Source organism: Caballeronia sp. LZ024 (assembly GCF_031451455.1).
Lineage (GTDB): Bacteria > Pseudomonadota > Gammaproteobacteria > Burkholderiales > Burkholderiaceae > Caballeronia > Caballeronia telluris.
This window is the reverse complement of the sequence record NZ_JARUXL010000004.1, coordinates 199997-222504: the sequence shown is the minus strand read 5'-3', so window position 1 is coordinate 222504 and position 22508 is coordinate 199997. Positions and strand designations below refer to the sequence as shown.

The window sequence follows — 22508 nt, the reverse complement described above, 5'->3', positions numbered from 1 at the left end:
CGGGAAGTCATGCGCTCGCGACGCGCGTGGCAGGGCTCTTGCGCAGCTTCATCCATGTGCCATAAACGATCGACGCAAGCGCGAGCCCCACGAACCACGCATAGGTGTAGAGCGTGTTGAAGAACGCCGGCACGTTCGGAAACGATGCCGGAAAGGCGGTATGCAAAAAGCCGGGCAAGTTCGGCAGCACGCCGATCACGAGTGCCACGACCGCCGCGATGTTCCAGCCGCCGGTATAGCTGTATTCGCCGTTCTCGTCGAAGAGTTCGCGCTGATCGAGCCTCGTTCCGCGAATCAGGAAGTAATCGACCATCAGGATGCCCGCGACCGGGCCGAGCAGCGCCGAGTAGCCGACGAGCCACGTGAAGATATAACCCTGCGTCGTCGCGAGAATCTTCCACGGCATCATCACGATGGCGATGGTCGCGGTAATCATGCCGCCCGCGCGATACGAAATGCCCTTCGGCCAGAGGCTCGAAAAATCATAGGCGGGACCGACGAGGTTCGCCGCCAGATTGCAGCACATCGTATCGAGCGTGAGGATGACGAGCGCGATCCCCACGCCGATGCCCGTCATGCGGCTCGTCAGGTCGATCGGGTCCCAGATGGCCTTGCCATAGATGACGACCGTCGCCGAGGTCACGACGACCGAGATCACCGAGAGAAGCGCCATCGGTCCGGGCAAGCCGATCGACTGTCCGATCACCTGATCGCGCTGCGAACGGGCAAAGCGCGTGAAGTCGGGAATGTTGAGCGCGAGCGTGGCCCAGAAGCCGACCATCGCGGTGAGGCCCGGCCAGAAGGTGGCCCAGAAGAGCCCCTCCTTCTTGCCGCCCGCGACGAACTGCGAAGGCGCCGAGAGCATCGAGCCGATGCCGCCCGCCTTCGACGTGGCCCACCACACGAGCGCGATGCACATCACGACCTTGATCGGCGCGGACCAGCTTTCGAGCCAACGGATCGAATCGGTGCCATGCACGATGAAGTAGATCTGCAACGCCCAGAACACGAGGAAGCACGCGAGCTGGCCGATGGAGATGTCGATGAACGGCAGCGCCGCGCCGTGCAACGCGTTGCCCGTGAGAATGTTCGCGAGCGTGTAGATCGCGCTGCCGCCGAGCCAGGTCTGGATGCCGTACCATCCGCACGCGACGATCGCACGCAACATCGCGGGCAGCTTCGCGCCCTGCGTGCCGAACGATGAGCGCACGAGCACCGCATACGGAATGCCGTGTTTAGCGCCTGCATGGCCGATCAACAGCATCGGCACGAGCACGATCAGGTTGCCGAGCAGCACGGTCGCGACCGCCTGCCACGGCGACATGCCCTCTTCCGTGAGACCCGCTGCAAGCATGTACGACGCGATGTTCATCACCATGCCGACCCACAGCGCGGCGAAGTGATACCACTTCCACGTGCGTTGCGCGGGACCGGTCGGCGCGAGGTCGTCGTTATAGAGGCTGCTGCCTTGCGCGCTGGCCGCGAAGGCCGGATCGACGTCATGCGCAGTCTGGTTCATCGATGCATCTCCACTCGAATCGTTGTGATTGGACTTTCAATGTCAAGCCGCCTTGGCGGGCTCTTCATCATCGATGCGCGCCGGGTTGTTCGGATGCGTGGTCCAGTTCGCGTATTCACCCGCGTCCACGCGCTCCATCGTGATGCATTGCTCGACCGGGCAAACATGCATGCACAAATTGCACCCGACGCATTCGGCATCCACCACGTCGAAGTGACGCACGCCGTCTTTCTCGCGCGTGATCGCCTGGTGCGACGTGTCTTCGCACGCGATGTGGCACAGGCCGCACTTGATGCATTTGTCCTGGTCGATGCGCGCCTTGATGTCGTACTTGAGGTTCAGGTACTTCCAGTCCGTGACGTTGGGCACCGCGCGGCCGCGGATGTCGTCGAGCGTTGCGTAGCCCTTCTCGTCCATCCAGTTTGAGAGGCCGTCGGCGAGATCGGAGACGATCCGAAAGCCGTAGTGCATCGCCGCCGTGCACACCTGTACGCTGCCCGCGCCCAGCACGATGAACTCGGCGGCGTCGCGCCAGTTCGTGATGCCGCCGATGCCCGAGATCGGCAGGTTCGGCGTTTCGATGTCGCGTGCGATTTCCGCGACCATGTTGAGCGCGATCGGCTTGACGGCCGGTCCGCAATAGCCGCCGTGCGTGCCCTTGCCGTCGACGGTCGGCATCGGCGCCATCTCGTCGAGATCAACCGCGACGATCGAGTTGATCGTGTTGATGAGCGACACGCCGTCCGCGCCGCCCTTGTACGCGGCGCGCGAACCGACGCGAATGTCGGTGATGTTCGGCGTGAGCTTCACGAGACACGGCAGCTTCGTGCCCTCCTTGACCCAACGCGTAACCATCTCCACATACTCCGGCACCTGGCCGACTGCGGCGCCCATGCCGCGCTCGCTCATGCCATGTGGACAGCCGAAGTTGAGTTCGACGGCGTCGGCGCCCGTGTCTTCGACGAGCGGCAGGATCCATTTCCAGTCGCGCTCGTTGCACGGCACCATCAGCGAGACGATCAGCGCGCGGTCGGGCCAGTCGCGCTTCACTTGCGCGATCTCACGCAGGTTCACGTCGAGCGGGCGGTCCGTGATCAGCTCGATGTTGTTCAGCCCCGCCATGCGCTGGCCGTTCCACTGCACCGCGCCATAGCGCGAGCTGACGTTCACCACATGCGGATCGAGTCCGAGCGTCTTCCACACGACGCCGCCCCAACCCGACTCGAAGGCACGGTTGACGTTGTAGGCCTTGTCGGTGGGCGGCGCGGACGCAAGCCAGAAAGGATTCGGCGAAGTGATGCCGGCAATCGTGCAACGCAGGTCGGCCATGTCGATGGGCTCCGTATTGTGTTCGTGTATGTTGCCGGTCAGGCGGCCTTGATCGCGGTCAGCGCGAACGAAGCATCGATCGACGCTGCCGCGAGCTTGCCGTCCTGCACCGCCTGCACCGTGAGGTCGAGTCCTTCGTGCGTCGCGCAGTCGCCGCCGGCCCATACTTTTGCGAGCGTCGTTTGACGGTTTTCATCGGTGGCGATGCGGTTGCCGTCGAAGGTCAGCAGTTCGTTATTCAGTCCGATAGCGACAAGCGTCTGGCCGATCGCCTTCAACACCATGTCGGCTTCGATGGTGAAGCGCTCGCCCTCGCGCTCGAACTCCACGGCGCTCACGCGACCATCGGCGCCGATCATGCGTACCGGCCGCGCATGCGTGACGAGCGTGACGCCGTTCATCTGCGCGAACTCGCGCTCGGCCCAGGTTGCGCTCATCTGTTCGACGCCCTGCCGGTACACCATCGTCACCGATGCCGCGCCGAGCTTGCGGCTTTGCACCGCCGCGTCGACTGCCGTGTTGCCGCCGCCGATCACCACTATGCGCCGCCCAACGGGCACGGTCGCGAGATCGTCGGCCTGCCGTACTTGCTCAATGAAATCGACCGCGTTCATCACGCCCTCGAGCGCTTCGCCATCGAGCGCAAGCGCACGCACGCCGCCAAGTCCGATCGCGAGGAACACCGCATCATATTGCTTGCGAAGATCGTCGAGCGTCACATCGCGGCCTAGCGTCATGCCCTGCTTCAGTTCGATGCCGCCAATCGAGTAAAGCCATTCGACTTCGCGCTGCGCAAAGTCCTCGACGGTCTTATACGCCGCGATGCCGTATTCGTTCAGACCGCCGGGCTTAGCGCGCGAATCGAAAATCGTCGCGCGATGGCCGGCAAGCGCAAGGCGATGTGCGCATGCGAGGCCCGCTGGTCCCGCGCCGACGACCGCGATATGCCGGCCCGTATCCGCGGCGCGTTTGAACAGATGTTCGCCGCGCGCCATCGCCCAGTCGGTGGCGTGCCGCTGCAGTGCGCCGATCGTGACCGGCTTGTCGCCCGGGTGATTGCGCACGCATGCGCCTTCGCAAAGGATCTCGGTCGGGCAGACCCGCGCGCACATGCCGCCGAGCGGATTGGCCGAGAGAATGTCGGTCGCCGCGCCCTTCAGGTTGCCGTTGCCGATCTTGCGGATGAAGCTCGGGATGTCGATCGACGTCGGGCATGCCTGAATGCACGGCGCGTCGTAGCAATAATGACAACGGCTCGATGCCGCTGCGGCGGCGGTCGCGTCGAGCAAGGGCGCGACGTCGGAGAACTCGCAGGCGAGCTGTTCCTGCGAGAGGCGATGCGCCGCGATATCGCCGGTTTGCTTCATGGTCATACGCGTTCCTTCGTCAAGATGAAGACGTAGCCGTGCCCGCCGGCCTCGCGCAAGCGCGAACCCGGCACGGCCCTGCAACAGCGAAGTCGATCAGGCTTTACGAGGCCGGTTCGGATGCGCGTCCGAGCATCGCGTGAAGCAGGACGTTGGCGCCCGCCTCGATCCATTCCTGCGATGCGTCCTCGATCTCGTTGTGACTGATGCCGTCGACGCAAGGCACGAAGACCATCGACGTGGGCGCAACCTGCGACAGATAGCACGCGTCGTGTCCCGCACCCGACACCATATCGCGATGCGAATAGCCGAAGCGTTCCGCAGCCGCGCGCACGGACTTCACGCAGGCTGCGTCGAACGCGACGGGCGCGTAGTAGAAGATCTGTTCGAGCTCGGTCTGCAGGCCGATGCCGTCCGCGATGCGCGCAACGCCTTCGCGCAGCTCGGCATCCATCTGCGCGAGCACGGCATCGTCGGGATGACGGAAGTCGACGGTGAAGAACACGCGGCCCGGAATCACGTTGCGCGAGTTCGGATGGACCTGCATCATGCCGACCGTCGCGCAGGCGAGCGGCGCATGATCGAGGCCGATGCGGTTGACGAGATCGACCACGCGCGACGCGCCGAGCAACGCGTCCTTGCGGCGCGGCATCGGCGTCGGGCCTGCATGCGCTTCCTGGCCCGTCAGCGTGATCTCGTACCAGCGCTGGCCCTGCGCATCGGTCACTACACCGATCGTCTTGTTCTCCGCTTCGAGAATCGGCCCCTGTTCGATGTGAAGCTCGAAAGCCGCATGCAGTCGACGTCCGCCGCACGGCACATCGCCCGCATAGCCGATGCGCCTCAATTCCTCGCCGATCGTCTTGCCGTCCACGTCCTTGCGCGAGAGGCCATAGTCCAGCGTGAAGACGCCCGCGAACACGCCCGAAGCGACCATCGCCGGTGCGAAGCGCGAGCCTTCCTCATTGGTCCAGATCACCACTTCGACAGGATGTTCGGTTTCGATCGCGTGGTCGTTGAGCGTGCGGATCACTTCGAGGCCACCAAGTACGCCATAGATGCCGTCGAAACGGCCGCCCGTCGGCTGCGAATCCGCGTGCGAGCCCGTAATGACCGGCAGCGCATCGAGGTTGCGTCCCGCGCGGCGTATGAAGACGTTACCCATCTGATCGACGCTGATCGTGCAGCCCGCCTCCTTCGCCCAGCTCACGATGAGATCGCGGCCCTCGCGGTCTAGATCAGTCAGGGCGAGACGGCAGACACCGCCTTTAGGCGTCGCGCCGATTTTAGCCATCGTCATCAGACTGTCCCACAAGCGCTGACCGTTCACTTTGAGCGATGTATCGAGACCAGCCGCTTCGTTTGCATTCGTGGTTGCATCCGTTACCGCGTTCATTCGACTCGCTCCTTCAATCATGAATGAGGGGACATGAAACTGGTGCATCCGCGTAGCATCGTGGGGCGCAGCCGCACGTAGCCGGTGCACGTTTTTTCTTTCTAAGGGATGATCCTGATGCTACGTTTCGCTGCTTGGCGAATCCTGTCCGGTTGGACAGGTTGTAGCCGATTAAAATAAGCAAATCAATGTGTTTCGTGTGCTGCAATACAGAGCGAGAAACGTGCCATTGCAACGCAACATGGCGTTTTTGGACAAGCCCCTTCGCTGGATGAAGCCGCTCTAAGCGAATGGACCGATATGAATGAAGCAAGCGCGACAGGGCTTGCAAGGCGCGCGAGGCCGAACGATGAAACACGACGAAGCAGCAGCCAACACTTTAGAAAGCGACACCGAGGCTGCGCCTTTGCGGCGCCGCAAGGCACACATTCGCGAATCGAACGAAGCCCACCTGCTGGCCTGTGCGGAGGCGGTCTTCGCCGAGCGCGGACTGGAGGGCGCGAGCACCGCGATGATCGCCGAGCGCGCGGGTTTGCCTAAAGCCAACTTGCATTACTACTTTCCGACCAAGCTCGCGCTCTATCGGCGTGTGCTCGAAGACGTCTTCGAAGACTGGCATCGCGCGGCAGATACGTTCGAATGCAGCGACGACCCGGTCGAGGCGATCGGCGGTTATGTGCGCGCGAAGATGGAGTTGTCGAGACGCCGGCCGCTCGGCTCGAAGGTGTGGGCGAGCGAGATCATCCACGGCGCGCAGCACATGCAGGACATTCTGGGGGAACGCGTAAAGCCCTGGCTCGATTCGCGGGTGAGCGTGATCGAACATTGGGTCGCGCGCGGACTGCTCGCGCCGGTCGACGCGCGGACGTTGATGTTTCTGATCTGGGCAACGACGCAGCACTACGCCGACTTTGACGCGCAGATCCGCGCGCTAAAGGGCAAGCGCGCGCTGACGCAAAAGGCTTTCGATACCGCGACGGAAGAAGTCGTGCGCCTCGTGATTCGCGCATGCGGAGCGGTGTCGCCAACAGACGTCCAAGCGACGCGAGCATGAAAAAATCGCCTGACGCTTGGAAGCGTCAGGCGATTTTCTTTAGGCGTCGCGAGGCCGCCAGGGCTTCGCGTCGAACCACTTTGGCTTAGTGACCGAAGTAGATCGAGTCAGGGCCGGACGTCGGTGCAACGCGCAAACCCGAAGCCGAGCTACCGGCGGTCGAAGGACCGTAGCCGGTCGCCGCGTTGCCTTGTTCGGCGTTCACGCGAGCTTGCGCTGCCTGAATGTTCTGCGGGTAATTCACGCGATCCGTCGAGGGGTTGTAGCCAGCGCGTTCAAGTTGAACCAGTTCGGCGCGAACTTCGGCGCGCGTGACGGGTGCGTTGTTTTGAGCGAACGCGAACGTCGGAGCAGCCAGAGCCGAAGCGATGACGAGTGCGGGAACGAATGCCTTGATCATGATGAACCTCCAATATCTTGTTTTGAGAAGTGCAAGTAACCGGAAGCTTTTATTAAGTTTCTGATTCGCTTTGCTTGAAAACAAGTTTAGGCGTCGGCTCATCTAGGGGAAACCCCGATTTGCGCGATACATTATTGTCTGTTTCACAATAGTGCTACTGCGCCTATCGGGGCGATCGGCGCGCGCTATGAGGCGGTCACGCGCTCCAGTGCGGCGCTGGCAAGCCGTTCGAGCAGAGGCTGGACTTGCGAGGCGCGCGCCTCATCGTAGGCGAAGGGCAGCGTCTCTTCCATGTACGTCACTTGCGTCAATTCGAGCTGCACCGAGTGCACGCCCTCGTCCGGCTGACCATAACGTCGCGTAATGTAGCCGCCTTTGAAGCGACCGTTCGCTATCGCCGTGTAGCGTCCGTCCTCCTTCACGATCTCGGCCAGCATGTCCGCCAACCCCGCGACGGCGGTCGTGCCGTCCGCGGTGCCGAAGTTGAAGTCCGGCAGGCGTCCATCGAAAAAGCGCGGCACGACCGAGCGGATCGAATGCGCTTCCCACAGCAGCACGCGGTCGTGTTTCGCTCGCAGATCGGCGAGTTCCTGCGTCAACGCATCGTGATAAGGCTGCCAGTAAGTCGCGCGCCGCGCGTCGATCTGGGTGCGATCCGGCGCGCGTCCGGGTCGATAAAGCGGCGCCTTGTCGAACGTATCGACGGGGCACAGGCCCGTCGTATCGCGGCCGGGATAGAGATTCGCATCGTCGGGCGGGCGGTTCAGGTCGATCACATAGCGTGCGTATTCAGGCAGCAGGATCGATGCGCCCAGGCCCTTCGCGAACGCATATAGACGTTCGAGATGCCAGTCGCAATCGTCGACGCGCAGCGCTTCGGGCGTCATGTCGGCGGCGAGCGCTTCGGGAATGCGCGTGCCCCGATGCGGAATGGAGATCAGGAGCGGCGCGGTGCCGCGTTCCAGCGTGTAAATGGTCGAGTCGTTCATGTTCGTGGTCTCTCAGGTTCGTGGCGCGCTCATCGCAAGAGCGACGCCAGCGCCGCGCGGTAGCGCGCAAACGCGTCTTCCTCATCCGCATGACGGCGGTCATCGACCACTTTACGCCCGCCCACGTAGACATCGCGAACCGGCGTGTTCCCATGCTCGCCGAATACGATGCTCGACAGCCACGTCTCGCGATCGTGCCCCGCGATGCCCGGATGATCCGCATCGAGCACGATCCAGTCCGCGCGCTTGCCTGCGATCAGCGCGCCCGTCGCGCGGCCGCTCGCACGCGCGCCGCCGTCGAGCGAGGCGTCGAAGAGACGGTCCGCCGGACGGCTCTGCGTCGCCGATGCGAGCACGTTACGCTCGTGCCGCAAAAGACGCTGGCCGTATTCCAGAAGCCGCAATTCCGCGCGCCAGTCGACCCCGATATGGCTGTCCGAGCCCACGCCGATACGGCCGCCCGCCGCGAGATAATCACGCGCGGGAAAGAGCCCGTCGCCGAGATTCGCCTCGGTGGTGAGGCACAGTCCCGCGACCGCGCCGCTCGCGGCCAGTCGCGCGGTTTCGTCGGCATCCATGTGAGTCGCGTGGACGAGGCACCAGCGATCGTCGAGGTCGAAGCGATCCAGCAGCCATTGCACGGGGCGTTGTCCGCTCGCCGCGAGGCATGCGTCGACTTCGGCCGTCTGCTCCGCGATATGGATGTGCACGGGCGCGCGGTCGAACCGCGCATCGAGTCCTTCGATCAACGTGCGAAGCGAATCATCCGATACCGCCCGCAACGAATGAGGCGCGACGCCATAACGTCGCGAGCCGCTCTCCGGCCGCGCGCGCCGCATTACATCGAGCAGGTCGAGCAACTGTTCCGGCGTGTTGAGAAAGCGCCGCTGATCGTCGCGTGGTGCGCTCTTGCTAAAGCCGCTGTATTGATAGAGCACCGGCAACATCGTCATGCCGATACCCGCGTGCCCGGCCGCGTCCACGACACACTGCGCGAGCTCCGCCCGATTCGCATAGGGCGTGCCGTCGCTCGCGTGATGCACGTAGTGGAACTCACACACCGACGTATAACCGGCCTTCAGCATTTCGATGTAGAGCCAGCGGGCGATCGGTGCAAGCGTCTCCGGATCGACCTTCGCGGCAAAGCGGTACATCAGGTCGCGCCAGCTCCAGAAGGTATCGGTGACGCTCGCACGATATTCGGTGAGCCCCGCCATCGCGCGCTGGAACGCGTGCGAATGAAGGTTCGGCATGCCGGCGATCAACGGCCCCGCGGCGCGCGGCGTACCGGGCGGAATCGGACTGTCCGGCGTGACCGCGACGAGCGTACCTTCGTCGTTCCATTCGAGCAGCACGTCGCGCTGCCAGCCATCGGGAAGACGCGCGTGATCCGCGAAAAGTGAAGTCATCGTGAAGGGTCCGTTATGACGATACCGATCTGCAGCCACGACGCTTCACGCTGTACGCAAGTCACGACGCACTCGCGCGCAGTCGATGCATCGAGGCGAAGCGTGTCGTCGGGCTGGAGCGTTAAGCGCGTTTCGCCGTCCAGCGCGACCGCAATTTCGCCTTGCACGCAGAAGATGATCGTGACGTCATCGGCGAGCACGGTGCGCGACTCGCGACGATGCGGCTGCACCGTCGCCCGCGCGCGATCGCGCCGCACCATCACGTTGAAGTCGCGTGTCGGGCCGTCGACGAGCGTCGCGTCGATCGGTGTTTCGCCCGCGAACGACGCCATCGCGAGCGGCATGTCCAGCACATGCGTGCGGCCGTCCGCTTCATGCAGCCGCATGCCCGCGCCTTCGAGCAGCACCAGCGTGCGGTCGATGCCCGCAAACGTCGAAAACGCGCCCGGCGCATCGACGTTCGCGATGCTCAGGCGCCACACGAACGCATCGAGCGCCGCGCCTTTCGGCTCGGCGTCGATTTCGCGCGTCACGCCGCCGCCGTTCTTCCAGGGCGCCGGCACGAGCGATTTGCCACGGATCAGGTTCATCAAAAGTGTCCGGTGAACTGATAGCGATCGCCGGGATGCCACAGGTTCGCGACCGATGCCACCGCGTCGCGCGACCACGTGCGCCGATGCAGCAAAAGACAGGGCTCGTGCTCTTTCATCGCGAGCGATCGGCGCGTGTCGTCGGAAGGAATCGCGGCCTCGATGCGGTACTCGACGCGCTGCAACGGCGCCGCCGCCATCAGGTACTGGTTCGGCGTGATCGTCGTGAAGTCCTGCCGCGCATATTCGGGCGCGAGCACGGGGTTCACGTGCCGTTCCTCGATCTGCACCGGCTCACCGTTTTCGAAGTGCAGCACGCGCGAATGAAACACGGGACTGCCTACCGCAAGCTGCATTTCATCGGCGAGCAGTTCGTCGACGATCGATGCGCCCAGATGCAGCACGTCGGCGCGATACGTATGTCCGCGCGCGACGATCTCATCGGAGATGCTGCGGATTTCGACGAGCGTCGATGCATATTTCGGTGTTGCGACGAAGGTGCCCGCGCCCTGCACGCGCGTGAGCACCTGTTCGGCGGTCAGTTCGCGCAGCGCGCGGTTGACCGTCATGCGCGCGACCTTGAACTCGCGCGCCAGTTCGTTTTCGGAGGGCACCTGATCGCCCTCCCGCCACTCGCCGATATGAATGCGCGTCAGGATGTAGTCCTTGATCTCCCGATAGGCAGGCGTATTCATGCAGTCTGTTCCGACGCGAACTCGAACGGGCTGTGCTTCGCGATCTCGCCGCCTTCGACGAGCTTCGCGATCGCCGCGATGTCCGGCGCGAAGTAGTGATCGATATCGTAGTGCGCGACCTGCGCGCGCAGCGTCTTCATCACGTCGACGAGGCGCGGGCTGGTCTCGTGCGGCGCGCGCAAGTCGACGCCCTGCGCCGCCGCGAGCAGTTCGATCGCGAGAATGTTGGCCGTGTTGCTCGCGATGTCGCCGAGCTTGCGCGCCGCGAACGTCGCCATCGACACATGATCTTCCTGGTTCGCCGAGGTCGGCAGCGAATCGACGGAAGCCGGATGCGCAAGCGTCTTGTTCTCCGAGGCGAGCGCGGCCGCCGTGACGTGCGCGATCATGAAGCCGGAATTGACGCCGCCATCGCGCACGAGGAACGGAGGCAAACCGGACAGCGTGGCGTCGATCAGCAACGCAATGCGGCGCTCCGCCAGCGCGCCAATTTCGGCGGCGGCGAGCGCGAGGTTGTCGGCCGCGAACGCGACGGGTTCCGCATGGAAGTTGCCGCCCGAGAGCACTTCGCCGGTATCGGGGAAGATCAGCGGATTGTCTGAAACCGCGTTCGATTCGATCAGCAGCACGTCGGCCGCGTGGCGCATCTGGTCTAGACACGCGCCCATCACCTGCGGCTGGCAGCGCAGGCTGTACGGGTCCTGCACCTTGTCGCAATCGGCGTGCGAGAGATTGATGCCCGAGCCTTCGAGCAGCGTGCGATAGGCGGAGGCCGCGTCCATCTGTCCGCGATGACCGCGCAAGTCGTGGATGCGCGCATCGAAGGGCACGACCGAACCGGCCGCCGCATCGACGGACAGCGCGCCCGCGACGAGCCCGGTGCGGAACAGGTCTTCGATCGCGAACATGTTGTAGAGCGCGAGCGCCGTCGACGCCTGCGTGCCGTTGAGCAGCGCGAGGCCTTCCTTGGCCTGCAGGTTCAGCGGCTTGAGACCGGCGACGCTCAGGCCGTCGAGCGCGCTCGCGCGTTCGCCGCGAATCATCACTTCGCCGATGCCGAGCAGCACCGTCGACATGTGTGCGAGCGGCGCGAGATCGCCCGACGCGCCGACCGAGCCCTTGACCGGGATGACCGGCAAAACGTCGGCATTGAAGAGCGTGATGAGCGCGTCGATGACTTCGCGGCGGATGCCCGAATGACCGCGCCCGAGGCTCGACAGCTTGAGCGCGATCAGAAGGCGAACGACCGGTCGCGACATCGGCTCGCCGACGCCCACTGCGTGCGACAACACCAGATTGCGTTGCAGGAGTTCGAGCTGGTCCGCGGGAATGTGCGTGCTCGCGAGCCGCCCGAAGCCCGTGTTGATGCCGTAGGCCGGCTCGCCTTTCGCGGCGATGTCGGCGACGGCCTTAGCGCTCGCGTCGATGGCGGCGAAGTTCGCCGGATCGAGTTCCAGCGAGTCGGAACCGCGTGCGATGCGGCGCAATTGCGGCAGCGTCAGAAAACCGGGCGTCAGCTTGATCATGGCTCATCCTGTCTATACAAGTTAGAGCCAAGTCTAAACGGCCCTAATCTTATAGACAAGAGGTCATTAGGGAATTCACTGACGCTTTGCGAGCCGTTGTCTATACAGATTCGACGTCTAAAAGCGATGCTGGATGTGACAGAACGGGTCTGGATCTAGCTGGCTTGAGCGAACGCCCAGCAGTCGTTGGCGGGAAACTCGACCCAATGGTTGCCCGGGCCGCGCGGCGTGTGACCGAATGCGCGAAAGCGCAGGTCGCCGCAATGGAACACGTATTCCCAGCGGTCGCCGAGATACATCGACGTCACGAGATTCGCTTGTACGCGGTTCGCGCCGGGGCCGTCCGCGACCTGCACGCGTTCCAGGCGGATCACAGCCTGCGCGTCCTGTCCCGGCTGCAACGCTTCGCGTGCGCGTGCTTCGAGCTGAAAGCCGTCGCCCGCGAGCATCACGCGTTCGCCGTCGATCGACTTCACTTTCGCGTCGATGCGATTATTGCTGCCCATGAATTCCGCGGTGTAGAGCGAACGTGGTGAGCCGTAGAGTTCCGCGGGCGTGCCTTCCTGTTCGATGCGGCCGTTGCGCAGCAGCAGGATGCGGTCCGACATCGCCATCGCTTCGGTCTGGTCGTGCGTGACGCAAAGCGCCGACAATCCCAGCGACACGATCAGTTCACGCAGCCACGCACGCGCTTCTTCGCGTAGCTTGGCATCGAGGTTCGAGAGCGGCTCGTCGAGCAGGATGACGGGCGGGTTATAGACGAGCGCGCGCGCAATCGCCACGCGCTGTTGCTGCCCGCCCGACAGTTGATACGGGAAGCGCGCGGCGAGATGGCCGAGGCCGAGCTGATCGAGCGCGCTCTGCACGCGGCGCTTCTGCTCCGCGCCCGACACCTTGCGCAGCTTGAGTCCATAGCCGACGTTGTCCGCGACCGTCTTGTGCGGCCACAGCGCATACGACTGGAACACGAGCCCGAGCGAGCGCTGCTCGACGGGACAATCGATGTGCTTCGCGCCATCGAAGAAGACTTGCTTGTCGAGGCTGATGCGGCCTTCCGACGGCTGTTCGAGGCCCGCCACCGCGCGCAGGAGCGTGGTCTTGCCGCTGCCCGACGCACCGAGCAGGCACACCACCTCGCCTGCCTTCAGTTCGAACGACACGCCCTTCAGAATCGGATTGGTGCCGTAGCTCAGGAACAGATTGTCGACGATGAGCTTATCCATGAAGTTTCACTCCGAAGCGCAATGCCACGGCAAGACCGACGCCGACCATCGCGATGTTGATGACTGAAAGGGCCGCGACCTGATCGACTGCACCCGTCGCCCACAGCGAGACGAGCAGCGCGCCGATCACTTCGGTGCCGGGAGACAGCAGGTAGACCGCCGTCGAATATTCACGCTCGAAGATCATGAAGATCAAAAGCCACGCGGCAAGCAAACCGAACCGCACGAGCGGCAGCGTCACGTCGAGGCTCACGCGGGCGCGCGTGCCGCCGACGCTGCGTCCCGCTTCTTCCAGCTCGGGGCCGACTTGCAATAAGGCGCTTTGAATCAGGCGCATGCCGTAAGCGAGCCACACGACCGTGTACGCGATCCAGATGCTCCACATCGAGTTCTTCAGTTCCTTGATGCCGGGCACGAAGAGGAAGATCCAGAGGAACGCGAGACCGGCGAGCAGGCCGGGCACGGCGCGCGGCAGCAGCACGAGATAGTCGAGGAGCTTCGTGCCCCAGTCGTTGCGACGATGTCCCGCGAACGCCACGAGCGAATAGAAGCCGACCGCGAGCGCTCCGCCAATCACGCCGATGCCGAGCGTGTTGAGGATCGCGCGCACGAGGTTGTCCTGCTCGAAGAGATCGACGAAGTTGGCGACCGTGAGCACTTCGCGCAACGCGACGCCCTCGCCCCAGTTCGTCACGAACGCGCGCAGCACGATGCCCGAGAGCGGCACGAACACGGTGAGAAAGAGCCACAGCGTGACGATCGCGAGTGCGACCCAGCGCCATGCGCCAAGCGGTAGTACGGTCTGGCGCCCCGCCTTGCCCTTCACCGTGACGAACTTGCTCGCGCTCTTGAGCAGGCGTCGTTGCAGCAGCACGAGCGGGAACGTGATCGCGATGATGCACACGGCGACCGCCGCCATCAGGTGATACGAAGGCACGCCGAGCTTGTTGGTGAGCTTGTAGAGGTACGTGGCGAGCACGAGGTGCCCTTCGGGATCGCCGAGCACGAGCGGCAGGCCGAACACTTCGAAGCCGAGGAAGAACACAAGCACGCCTGCGAAGAGCAGCGCGGGCATCGTCATCGGCAGGCTGACGTCGAGCGCGACGCGAAACGGCCGTGCGCCCGCGACGCGCGCCGCTTCCTCGACATCCGAGCCGAGATTGCGCAACGCCGCCGACGAATACAGGTACACGTGCGGCACATGCGTCAAGCCGACGATGATCGTGATCGCGAAGATCGAATAGATGGACCAAGGCGCATTTTCAACCCCGAACACTTCCTTGAACCACACCGAATAGAAGCCGACCGGACCAGCGGCAACCACATAGCCGAACGCGAGCACCATCGGCGAGACGAACACCGGCGTAAGCAGAAGCGGTTCGAGCCAGCGGCGACCCGGCAGGTCGGTGCGCACCATCAGGAACGCGAGAATGCCGCCGAGCGGGATCGAGATGAACAGCATGCCGCCCGCGATAATGAAGGAGTTCTTTACCGCCGACCAGAAATCGGGATCGTCGAAAATGAACTTGAAGCCCGTGATGCCGAGCGTCTTGTTGACATCGAAGAACGGCGCGTTCAAGAGGCTCTGGAACACGATGAACGAAAGCGGCAGCAACACCGCAACCGTCAACACCGCAATCACGATCCAGCGGAACATCGCGGCGAGGCCGCGAAAGCCGCCCTCGGGCAGCTTCGGCACCTTGCCCTCGCCGTTGGTCGACAAGACCGTGCCCGGGTCGTTTGTGCTGGATGTAAGCATGAGTGTCCCCCTGCGCCTTGCAAGCGCATCGAAGAAAATACGGGAGTGGCCCGCGCTTTACGCGCGGGCTCGTAAAGGCTCTAGCGCTTGATCGCCTGCTGCCACTTCTTCAGGAATTCAAGCCGCTTGCTCTGGTCGAGATAGACGAGCAGACCCGTGCCGATCGGGATCGGCTTGAGCGAATCGCCGAGTTGCTTCGTGAGACCCGCCATCGACGTTTCGCCCTCGACATCCGAGCGGATCGAGAACAGGTCGGCCTGATTGGCGAGCAGCGTCTGGCCGCGCTTGGACAGCAGATAGTCGACCCACAACTTCGCCGCGTTGGGGTTCTTCGCCTTCTTCGAGATCGTCACGAGGCGGCTCACCACCAGCGTGTAATCCTTCGGATAGACATAACCGATCGACGGGTCCTTCTTCGCCTTCGCGAACGCATACGAGCCGAGGATGTTGTACCCGATCAGGTTCTCGCCCGACGAAATGCGCTCCATCATCGCGCCCGTGCTCGACTGGAGCTTGGGATTCGACGCGCCGATTGCATCGACGAGCTGCCACGTCACCTGCGGGTTCACGCGGGCATCCTGCGTGAGATAGTTGAAGCCGACGCCCGACTTCTCGATGTCGTAGGTCGTGACCTTGCCCTTGAATTTCGCGGCCTGCGTCTGCAAGAGCTTGATGAGGTCGGCACGCGTCTGCGGCACTTCGTTCGCGGGCACGAGGCGCTTGTTGTAGACGATCGCGAGCGGCTCGTAGGTCGTGCCATACGCCTGCTTCTGATACTGCGCCCATTGCGGCAACTGGGCCGTCTCGGGCGAATCGTAGCTCGCCATCAGGCCGTCATTGACGAGCTTCACCTGCAGGTCCATCGCCGAACTCCACAGCACGTCCGCGCTCGTGCTGCTCGCCGCGTTCTCGCTGATATAGCGGTTGTAGAGCTCCGTGCTGTTCATGTCGTTGTATTCGACCTTCACGCCGTAGAGCGACTCGAAGTCCTTGATCAGCGGGCGCACGAGCGCCGTGTCGGTGACCGAATAGACGAGCACCTTGCCCTCTTTCTTCGCGGCGTCGATGACCGACTGATACGATCCGGGATAACCCGCAGGGACTTGCGCGTTAGCCGCATGAGCGGCGAACAGGGCGGCGGACAGCGCGGCCGCGCGCAACACGGGATTCAATTTTTTCATGTCTTCCTCCAGAATTCGCTTTGTAATGGTTATGTGTTCGAGTAGTCGCATGTTAAGTTGCGAGCGCTTTCTGACCGCTTTCATTCGTCGTGGGTTTTCGCTTATCCAGGCCGTTTTAGTCTCATGGATTTCCCTAGGTCACCGTCATGCGCGTTCTGTTAGTCGAAGACAATCCCATCCTCTCGAAGTCGTTGACGGACGCGCTGACGCAAGCCCGCTTCGCTGTCGATTGCATGCATGACGGCGAAGCCGCCGATCACGTGTTACGCACGCAGGACTATGCGCTCGTGATCCTCGATCTCGGCCTGCCCCGGCTCGACGGCCTCGAAGTGCTGCGGCGTTTGCGTCAACGGCGCAATCCGGTGCCCGTGCTGATCCTGACCGCGCACGGCTCGGTCGAGGACCGCGTGAAGGGCCTCGACCTCGGCGCCGACGACTATCTTGCCAAGCCGTTCGAACTCACCGAACTGGAAGCGCGCGCCCGCGCGCTGATCCGCCGCAGCCACGGCCACGAGCACACGCGCGTGGAATGCGGGCCGCTCGCGTATGACAGCGTCGATCGAAGCTTCCGGCTCGATGGCGAGCCGCTCGCGCTGACGCCGCGCGAACGTGCCGTGCTCGAAGTGCTGATCCTGCGCAACGGCCGCGCGATCAACAAGGACACGCTCTCGGAGAAGATCTTCGGCATCGACGAATCCGTGAATCCCGATGCCATCGAAATCTATGTGTACCGGCTGCGCAAGAAGCTGGAAAAGTGCACCGTCGCCATCGTGACGCTGCGCGGTCTCGGCTATCTGCTCGAAGCGAAGCGCGAGGATGCCTAAACCGAACTTGCGGCGGCAGGTGTCGCTGTGGCTCTTGCTGCCGCTCGTCGCGCTGCTCGCGCTCGATTCGTGGCTCACCTACCAGCGCGCGATGAACGCCGCGCACGTCGCGTTCGACCGCTCGCTCGCGTTCTCGCTGAAGTCGATCCGCGAAGGCACCCGCCTCAGCGACGGCCAGGTTGAAGTCGATCTGCCGTACCTCGCGCTGGAGCTGTTCGAATCCGATGCCGGCGGCAAGATCTACTATCTGATTCGCGAAGACAGCGGACGCGCCGTGACGGGCTATGCGGACCTGCCGCTGCCGCCGAAGCGCGCGATGCCCGAGCCGTATCAGACGCGCTTCTACGACGCGACCTACCGTGGCGAGCCACTGCGCATGGGCGCGTTGCGCTTGCCAGTCCACGACGTTCCGACTGCGCAGACGCGTGTCGTGTGGATCATGGTCGGCGAGACGATCGAGCCGAGGCAGGCCCTCGCGCGCGACATCCTGATCGGCTCGCTCACGCAGGAAGCGTTGCTGATCGTCCTTGCGCTCGGCATCGTGTGGCTCGGGGTCGGGCGCGGCCTGCGTCCGCTCAGCCGTTTGTCGGCGACCGTCGCGGCCCGCGCCGACGACGATCCCGCCCCGCTCGATCAGACCGGCCTGCCAAGCGAAGTCGAACCGCTCGTCGAATCGATCAATCAATACATTGGCCGCTTGCGGCGCATGCAGGAATCGCGGCGACGGTTCTTCACCGACGCCGCGCATCAGTTGAAGACGCCGCTCGCCGTGATCCAGGCCGAATCGGAACTCGCGCTGCGCGAGGCGCGCGAGGAGCGTGCGAGGCTGCATCTGAAGCGTCTGAACGGTGCGGTGCGGCAGGCGGGCAAAGGCGTGCAGCAGTTGCTTTCGTTGTCGCGGCTCGATGCGGACAGCGGCCATCTGGTGAAGCTCGCGCCGGTTTCGCTCGACAAGGTCGCGCGCAGCATGACGCTCGACTGGTCGCCGGTCGCTCGCGCCCGCAACATCGACCTGGGCTTCGAGCAGGAAGAGAAAGTGGACGTGACTGGTCAACGCGATCTGCTCGGCGAACTCTGCGGCAATCTGATCGACAACGCGATCCGCTATGCGGGCGATGGATCGGTCATCACGGTGCGCGTGACGCATGCGGCCGAAGGGCCGTTGCTGCAAGTGATCGACAACGGTCCCGGCATCGCGCCACAAGAACGCGATGCGGTCTTCGAACGCTTTTACCGCAGTTCGGCGACGCAGAACGTAGAAGGCAGCGGGCTCGGCCTCTCGATCGTGCGCGAGATCGCGCGCGTGCATCACGCGCGTATATCGCTGGACGAAGCGCCGGGCGGCGGACTGATCGTCAGCGTGCAGTTCGGGAAGGACTAAGCGTCTTCTCCATGCGGAAGTTCTTGAAGTCCGCGCCTCGAACGTGAACCACTTGCGCCGCGATCACACGAAAGCCGCGCCGCTCGAAGAACGGCCGCGCCGTGATGCTCGCCTCCGCGTGCAGTCGCGCGATGCCCCGTTCACGCGCGCTCGCTTCGACTTGCGCCAAGAGCGCGCTCGCGACACCCGCGCCCTGATGCGCGGGATGCACGAACATCATGTCGAGATGGCCGTCGCTTTCGAGGTCGGCGAAGCCGGCAAGCGATGTGCCGCTCATCGCGACCCAGGTCGGCCGGCTCATGCGTTTGACGGACCATTCATCGCGATCCGCCTGCGCCCACGCATCGACCTGCCACCGGTCGTAGTCACGCGCGGCGACCTCACGAACCGAGCGCAGGAACAGGTCGATGATCGCGTCGAGATCCGATGGCCGATATGGTCTGACTTCGATCACGGCTTAGCGCACAAGTGAAACGGTCGCAATGCCGAGCACGGTCATCACGACCGAAGCTGTCACGTGGATCGCGATCTCGCCCGCTGCCCAGACGAAGCGCCCTTGCTGAAGATGCGCGACTACTTCGGCCGAGAAGGTCGAGAACGTGGACAGGCCGCCCATCAGGCCGGTGATCACAAAGAGGCGCCATTCGATCGAAATGTCCGGAAAGCGCGCAAACCATGCGACCGCAATGCCGATCACATAGCCGGCGATCACGTTGGCGGCGAGTGTGCCAAGCGGCAGGTTGGGAAACAGCGCATTGAGGCGCAGCCCGAGCACCCAGCGAAGCAGGGAGCCGAGCGCGCCGCCAAGACCCACGGCGATGATCGACAGATACATGAACGAAAACGAAAGTGATGTGGAAGGACTATGCGTCGCATGCAAGGCGTGCGATGAGGCGCTCCTTGCTCGTCTCGACGACGTCGTGCGCAGTATGCCTGACATGCGCGATCCACGTCCCGTCGTGCCGCTGTTCCCACCATCCGGCATCGCGGCCGTCGATGAAAAGCGATCCGCGCGTCACGAGTTCAGGGCAAGCGGGATCGAGTGCGGTATCGTCGTTGTGTTCGAGTTTGATCTTGCGCATGGCGTACCTCGCACCATTGATCCGATGCACGACTCCATGATAGACGAAGGCGCGCGTCTTCACCTCAACATGAACGACATCGCCGAGAGGCTGTTGAGCACGCGCACCGCATGTTCGACCGACGGCGTATCGAACGCAAGCGTGACGCCGTCGATGCGTTCGAGCGTCGGCCACTGACAGAAGAGATCGGCAAGCGCAGTGGTCTGCACGCGCAGTTCGCAGTGCACAGGCTTAGGGAGCTTGTGAAGGCGCGCGTGCGGCGCTTGCTCGACGACCTCGGCCGCCGCGCGCCGGATCGTCTCGCAGGCGCTGGCAGGCGATTGCGTGACGCCGCTCGAATAGCCGTGCGCGGTCTTGACCGTCACGAAGCGCGCATCGGCAAACGCGGGCCGTGTCTCTTCGACGAATACGTCGTCGCCGCTCAGGAGCGCCACGCGCGCGCCGCGTTCCTCGGCGAGCGCGCCATAGAGCGCTGCCTCGCCGACTTCCTCGCCATCGAGCGAAACGCGCGCGAACGCGAAGCTGTTGATGGTATGCGCGAGGGTGCCGCGACTTTGCGCTCGCGCGTGATAGCCGATCATGAACACGAGTTCGGGTTCGTCTTCGAGTCCGGCCATCATGCCGAGCGTGCGCGGCTTGCCGAGCACGATGCCCGCGCGCGCGTCGATCAGATCGGGCAGCAGGTTGCGAAAGCCGCCGTGCGAATCGTTGACCCATACCTGCGTCGCACCGCCCGCGAAAGCGCCTTCGACAGCCGCGTTCGCTTCGAGCGTCATCCAGCGGCGCGCGCGTTCGTATTCCGCGTTGCCCGCGCGCGTCTGCTCGGGATGAAACACGCCCGCGACGCCCTCGATGTCCGCCGAGATCAGTACTTTCATGGTTGCATGTCTTTGAGCGAAAGGCGGCGGTTGCCGTCGCGGCCGGTCACCGGTTCAGCGCTGAAGAGCGCATCGACGATGGCCTGCTCGATGCTGTCTGCCGCGGCCTGAAAGAGCGGATCGAGTCGCGCGTCGGCAACGAACGCGGGCACCGGAACGAAGTCCGCGAGATGCGGGACCGTCCAGGCCGTGGTGAATGCCAGCGCGATGTCGCCGCTGCCGTGGCCGTACACCGAACCCGTGCGCGCGAGGCCGGCGGCAGCGCGCAGTGAAATGCGGCGCAACTGGCGTGCGTCGAGCGGCGCGTCGGTGGCGACGATCATGATGATCGAGCCTTGCTCGGGCTGTTGCGCGTCAGAGGCCGTCATGCTCCGCCCGAGCGCGACACCGCCGAGCGCAAGCATCGGCAGACGGCCGAAGTTCGCGAGCACGAGCGCGCCGGTCATGAATTCGCGGCCGGCGATACGCACTGCGCGCGATGCCGATCCGATACCGCCCTTCATGCCGAAGCACGACATTCCGCGACCTGCACCGACCGAACCGCGCTCGAAACCTGCATCGCACGCATGCAGCGCCTGGCGGTAATGCGACTCCTGAACCGCCAGCGCCTGAATGTCGTTGAGATAACCGTCGTTGCATTCGAACACGAGCGGATTGACGGTCGGCCAGTCTCGTCCGATCGACGGATTGGCTTCGATGGCATCGCGAATCTGCGCGTTTGCCACCGTGCCGACGCCGAACGTGTTGGTCAGCGCAACCGGGCTTTCGAGCACGCCCAGTTCATTAATCTGTAGTAGTCCGATACTTTTGCCGAAGCCGTTGATCACGCTCGCGGCGGCCGGCACCTTGCTGCGATAGAGGTCGCCGTCATGCGGCCGCACGACCGTGACGCCCGTCTGCACCGCGCCTTCATCGAGCGTGCAATGCCCGACCGTCACACCCGCCACGTCCGCGATCGTGCCGAGCGGCCCGGCGGTCAGCGATCCGATATGAGGCCCGGCGATCATGGCCGGTCCAGCTTCGGATCGAGCGCATCGCGCAAACCGTCGCCGAGCAGGTTGAACGCAAGCACCGTGAAGAAGATCGCGAGGCTCGGAAACACGGCGATATGCGGCGCCATCGCCATGTCGGCGCGCGCCTCGTTGAGCATCGCGCCCCACTCGGGCGTCGGCGGCTGCGCGCCGAGTCCGAGGAACGAGAGGCTCGCAGCGGTGATGATGGAGGTGCCGATGCGCATCGTGAAGTACACGACCACCGACGAGATCGTGCCCGGCAGAATGTGCCGCACGATGATGGTCCAGTCCGACGCGCCGATGCTGCGCGCGGCTTCGATATACGTGAGATGTTTGAGCGAGAGCGTGTTGCCGCGCACGAGTCGCGCGAACGCCGGAATGCTGAAGATCGCGACCGCGCAGATCACGTTGATCATGCCGTTGCCGAGAATCGCGACCACGCCGATGGCAAGCAGAATGCCGGGGAACGCGAACAGCACGTCGGCGACGCGCATCACGATGCGGTCCCACCATCCTTCGTAGTAGCCCGCGAGCAGCCCGAAGAACGTGCCGATGATCGCGCCGATCACGACCGACAGCAGCCCCGCCGACAACGAAATGCGGCTGCCCGCGAGGATACGGCTGAAGATGTCGCGCCCGAGCGAATCGACGCCGAACCAGTGCGCCGCCGACGGTCCTGCGTTGAGTGCGTCGTAGTCGAAGAAATTTTCCGGGTCGTACGGCACGATGTACGGCGCGATGATCGCGATCAGGATCAGCAGCAGCACGAACACGCCCGCGGCAAGCGCGACCGGCTGCTTTTTGAACTTGCGCCAGAACTCGCTCCACGGCGTGCGGATCTCGTGGCTCGCTATCGCGGCGGCCTTGGCTGTGTTGGCGGTCACGCTCATGCG

At 63.9% G+C, this 22508-nt stretch carries 22 protein-coding genes; 3 read left to right on the top strand and 19 right to left on the bottom strand.

Annotated features, from left to right (window positions below):
* Positions 1 to 7 precede the first annotated feature (7 nt).
* From QCE48_RS23215 to QCE48_RS23200, 4 genes are all read right to left on the bottom strand, one after another.
* A complete protein-coding gene (locus QCE48_RS23215) occupies positions 8 to 1519 on the bottom strand; it encodes an NCS1 family nucleobase:cation symporter-1 (RefSeq protein ID WP_309782466.1) in 1512 nt (503 codons plus the stop codon).
* 42 nt (positions 1520 to 1561) lie between these two features.
* Positions 1562 to 2848 (bottom strand): NAD-dependent dihydropyrimidine dehydrogenase subunit PreA, encoded by a 1287-nt coding sequence (gene preA / locus QCE48_RS23210; RefSeq protein ID WP_309782465.1) that lies wholly within the window; start codon positions 2846 to 2848, stop codon positions 1562 to 1564.
* A gap of 38 nt (positions 2849 to 2886) precedes the next feature.
* Complete coding sequence (locus tag QCE48_RS23205; protein WP_309782462.1) at positions 2887 to 4221, bottom strand: NAD(P)-dependent oxidoreductase; 1335 nt, start codon at positions 4219 to 4221, stop codon at positions 2887 to 2889.
* Positions 4222 to 4318: 97 nt separating this feature from the next.
* Positions 4319 to 5611: a Zn-dependent hydrolase gene (locus tag QCE48_RS23200; protein WP_309782460.1), complete on the bottom strand. Its 1293-nt coding sequence runs from the start codon at positions 5609 to 5611 to the stop codon at positions 4319 to 4321.
* A gap of 349 nt (positions 5612 to 5960) precedes the next feature.
* On the opposite strand from QCE48_RS23200, the gene QCE48_RS23195 reads away from it, so the two are divergent.
* Positions 5961 to 6665, top strand: a complete 705-nt coding sequence (locus QCE48_RS23195; RefSeq protein ID WP_309782459.1) for a TetR/AcrR family transcriptional regulator — start codon at positions 5961 to 5963, stop codon at positions 6663 to 6665.
* An 85-nt stretch (positions 6666 to 6750) separates the two neighbouring features.
* Here QCE48_RS23195 and QCE48_RS23190 read toward each other — a convergent pair whose 3' ends face one another.
* The 9 genes from QCE48_RS23190 to QCE48_RS23150 form a co-directional block, all read right to left on the bottom strand.
* Positions 6751 to 7062: a DUF4148 domain-containing protein gene (locus QCE48_RS23190; protein WP_087631279.1), complete on the bottom strand. Its 312-nt coding sequence runs from the start codon at positions 7060 to 7062 to the stop codon at positions 6751 to 6753.
* Positions 7063 to 7250: 188 nt separating this feature from the next.
* Positions 7251 to 8054, bottom strand: a complete 804-nt coding sequence (hutG, locus tag QCE48_RS23185) for an N-formylglutamate deformylase (protein ID WP_309782456.1) — start codon at positions 8052 to 8054, stop codon at positions 7251 to 7253.
* 29 nt (positions 8055 to 8083) lie between these two features.
* Complete coding sequence (locus QCE48_RS23180; protein WP_309782454.1) at positions 8084 to 9463, bottom strand: formimidoylglutamate deiminase; 1380 nt, start codon at positions 9461 to 9463, stop codon at positions 8084 to 8086.
* The gene (locus QCE48_RS23175; protein ID WP_309782453.1) at positions 9460 to 10053 is read right to left on the bottom strand and encodes a HutD family protein; all 594 of its coding nucleotides are present in this window, start codon (positions 10051 to 10053) and stop codon (positions 9460 to 9462) included. The genes QCE48_RS23180 and QCE48_RS23175 overlap by 4 nt, the downstream gene beginning before the upstream one ends.
* A complete protein-coding gene (gene hutC / locus QCE48_RS23170; protein ID WP_309782451.1) occupies positions 10053 to 10748 on the bottom strand; it encodes a histidine utilization repressor in 696 nt (231 codons plus the stop codon). Before hutC ends, QCE48_RS23175 begins: the two co-directional genes overlap by 1 nt.
* Entirely contained in the window at positions 10745 to 12274 is a 1530-nt protein-coding gene (gene hutH / locus QCE48_RS23165; protein ID WP_309782449.1) for a histidine ammonia-lyase, read from the bottom strand. The genes hutC and hutH overlap by 4 nt, the downstream gene beginning before the upstream one ends.
* 155 nt (positions 12275 to 12429) lie before the next feature.
* Positions 12430 to 13497: an ABC transporter ATP-binding protein gene (locus QCE48_RS23160; protein WP_309782448.1), complete on the bottom strand. Its 1068-nt coding sequence runs from the start codon at positions 13495 to 13497 to the stop codon at positions 12430 to 12432.
* Positions 13490 to 15256: an iron ABC transporter permease gene (locus tag QCE48_RS23155; RefSeq protein ID WP_309782446.1), complete on the bottom strand. Its 1767-nt coding sequence runs from the start codon at positions 15254 to 15256 to the stop codon at positions 13490 to 13492. The genes QCE48_RS23160 and QCE48_RS23155 overlap by 8 nt, the downstream gene beginning before the upstream one ends.
* An 80-nt stretch (positions 15257 to 15336) precedes the next feature.
* On the bottom strand, positions 15337 to 16437 hold the full coding sequence (locus QCE48_RS23150) for an ABC transporter substrate-binding protein (RefSeq protein WP_309782445.1): 1101 nt from the start codon (positions 16435 to 16437) through the stop codon (positions 15337 to 15339).
* 146 nt (positions 16438 to 16583) lie between these two features.
* Between QCE48_RS23150 and QCE48_RS23145 the strand changes: the two genes are divergently transcribed.
* Together QCE48_RS23145 and QCE48_RS23140 are read left to right on the top strand one after the other, a co-directional pair.
* Positions 16584 to 17261, top strand: coding sequence for a response regulator (locus QCE48_RS23145; protein ID WP_309782443.1), 678 nt, complete (start codon positions 16584 to 16586; stop codon positions 17259 to 17261).
* Positions 17254 to 18642: a sensor histidine kinase N-terminal domain-containing protein gene (locus tag QCE48_RS23140; RefSeq protein ID WP_309782441.1), complete on the top strand. Its 1389-nt coding sequence runs from the start codon at positions 17254 to 17256 to the stop codon at positions 18640 to 18642. The genes QCE48_RS23145 and QCE48_RS23140 overlap by 8 nt, the downstream gene beginning before the upstream one ends.
* Here QCE48_RS23140 and QCE48_RS23135 read toward each other — a convergent pair.
* The 6 genes from QCE48_RS23135 to gsiD are packed head-to-tail and all read right to left on the bottom strand — an operon-like array spanning position 18617 to position 22505.
* Positions 18617 to 19096: a GNAT family N-acetyltransferase gene (locus tag QCE48_RS23135; protein WP_309782439.1), complete on the bottom strand. Its 480-nt coding sequence runs from the start codon at positions 19094 to 19096 to the stop codon at positions 18617 to 18619. The two genes, QCE48_RS23140 and QCE48_RS23135, sit on opposite strands and share 26 nt — an antisense overlap.
* Before the next feature lie 3 nt (positions 19097 to 19099).
* A complete protein-coding gene (gene crcB, locus QCE48_RS23130; protein WP_309782437.1) occupies positions 19100 to 19477 on the bottom strand; it encodes a fluoride efflux transporter CrcB in 378 nt (125 codons plus the stop codon).
* 28 nt (positions 19478 to 19505) lie between these two features.
* Positions 19506 to 19724, bottom strand: coding sequence for a hypothetical protein (locus QCE48_RS23125; protein WP_309782435.1), 219 nt, complete (start codon positions 19722 to 19724; stop codon positions 19506 to 19508).
* Between the two features lie 59 nt (positions 19725 to 19783).
* A complete protein-coding gene (locus QCE48_RS23120; protein WP_309782433.1) occupies positions 19784 to 20602 on the bottom strand; it encodes a M55 family metallopeptidase in 819 nt (272 codons plus the stop codon).
* Positions 20599 to 21609 (bottom strand): P1 family peptidase, encoded by a 1011-nt coding sequence (locus QCE48_RS23115; protein ID WP_309782432.1) that lies wholly within the window; start codon positions 21607 to 21609, stop codon positions 20599 to 20601. The genes QCE48_RS23120 and QCE48_RS23115 overlap by 4 nt, the downstream gene beginning before the upstream one ends.
* Positions 21606 to 22505, bottom strand: a complete 900-nt coding sequence (gene gsiD / locus QCE48_RS23110; protein ID WP_309782431.1) for a glutathione ABC transporter permease GsiD — start codon at positions 22503 to 22505, stop codon at positions 21606 to 21608. Before gsiD ends, QCE48_RS23115 begins: the two co-directional genes overlap by 4 nt.
* Between the last annotated feature and the right edge of the window lie 3 nt (positions 22506 to 22508).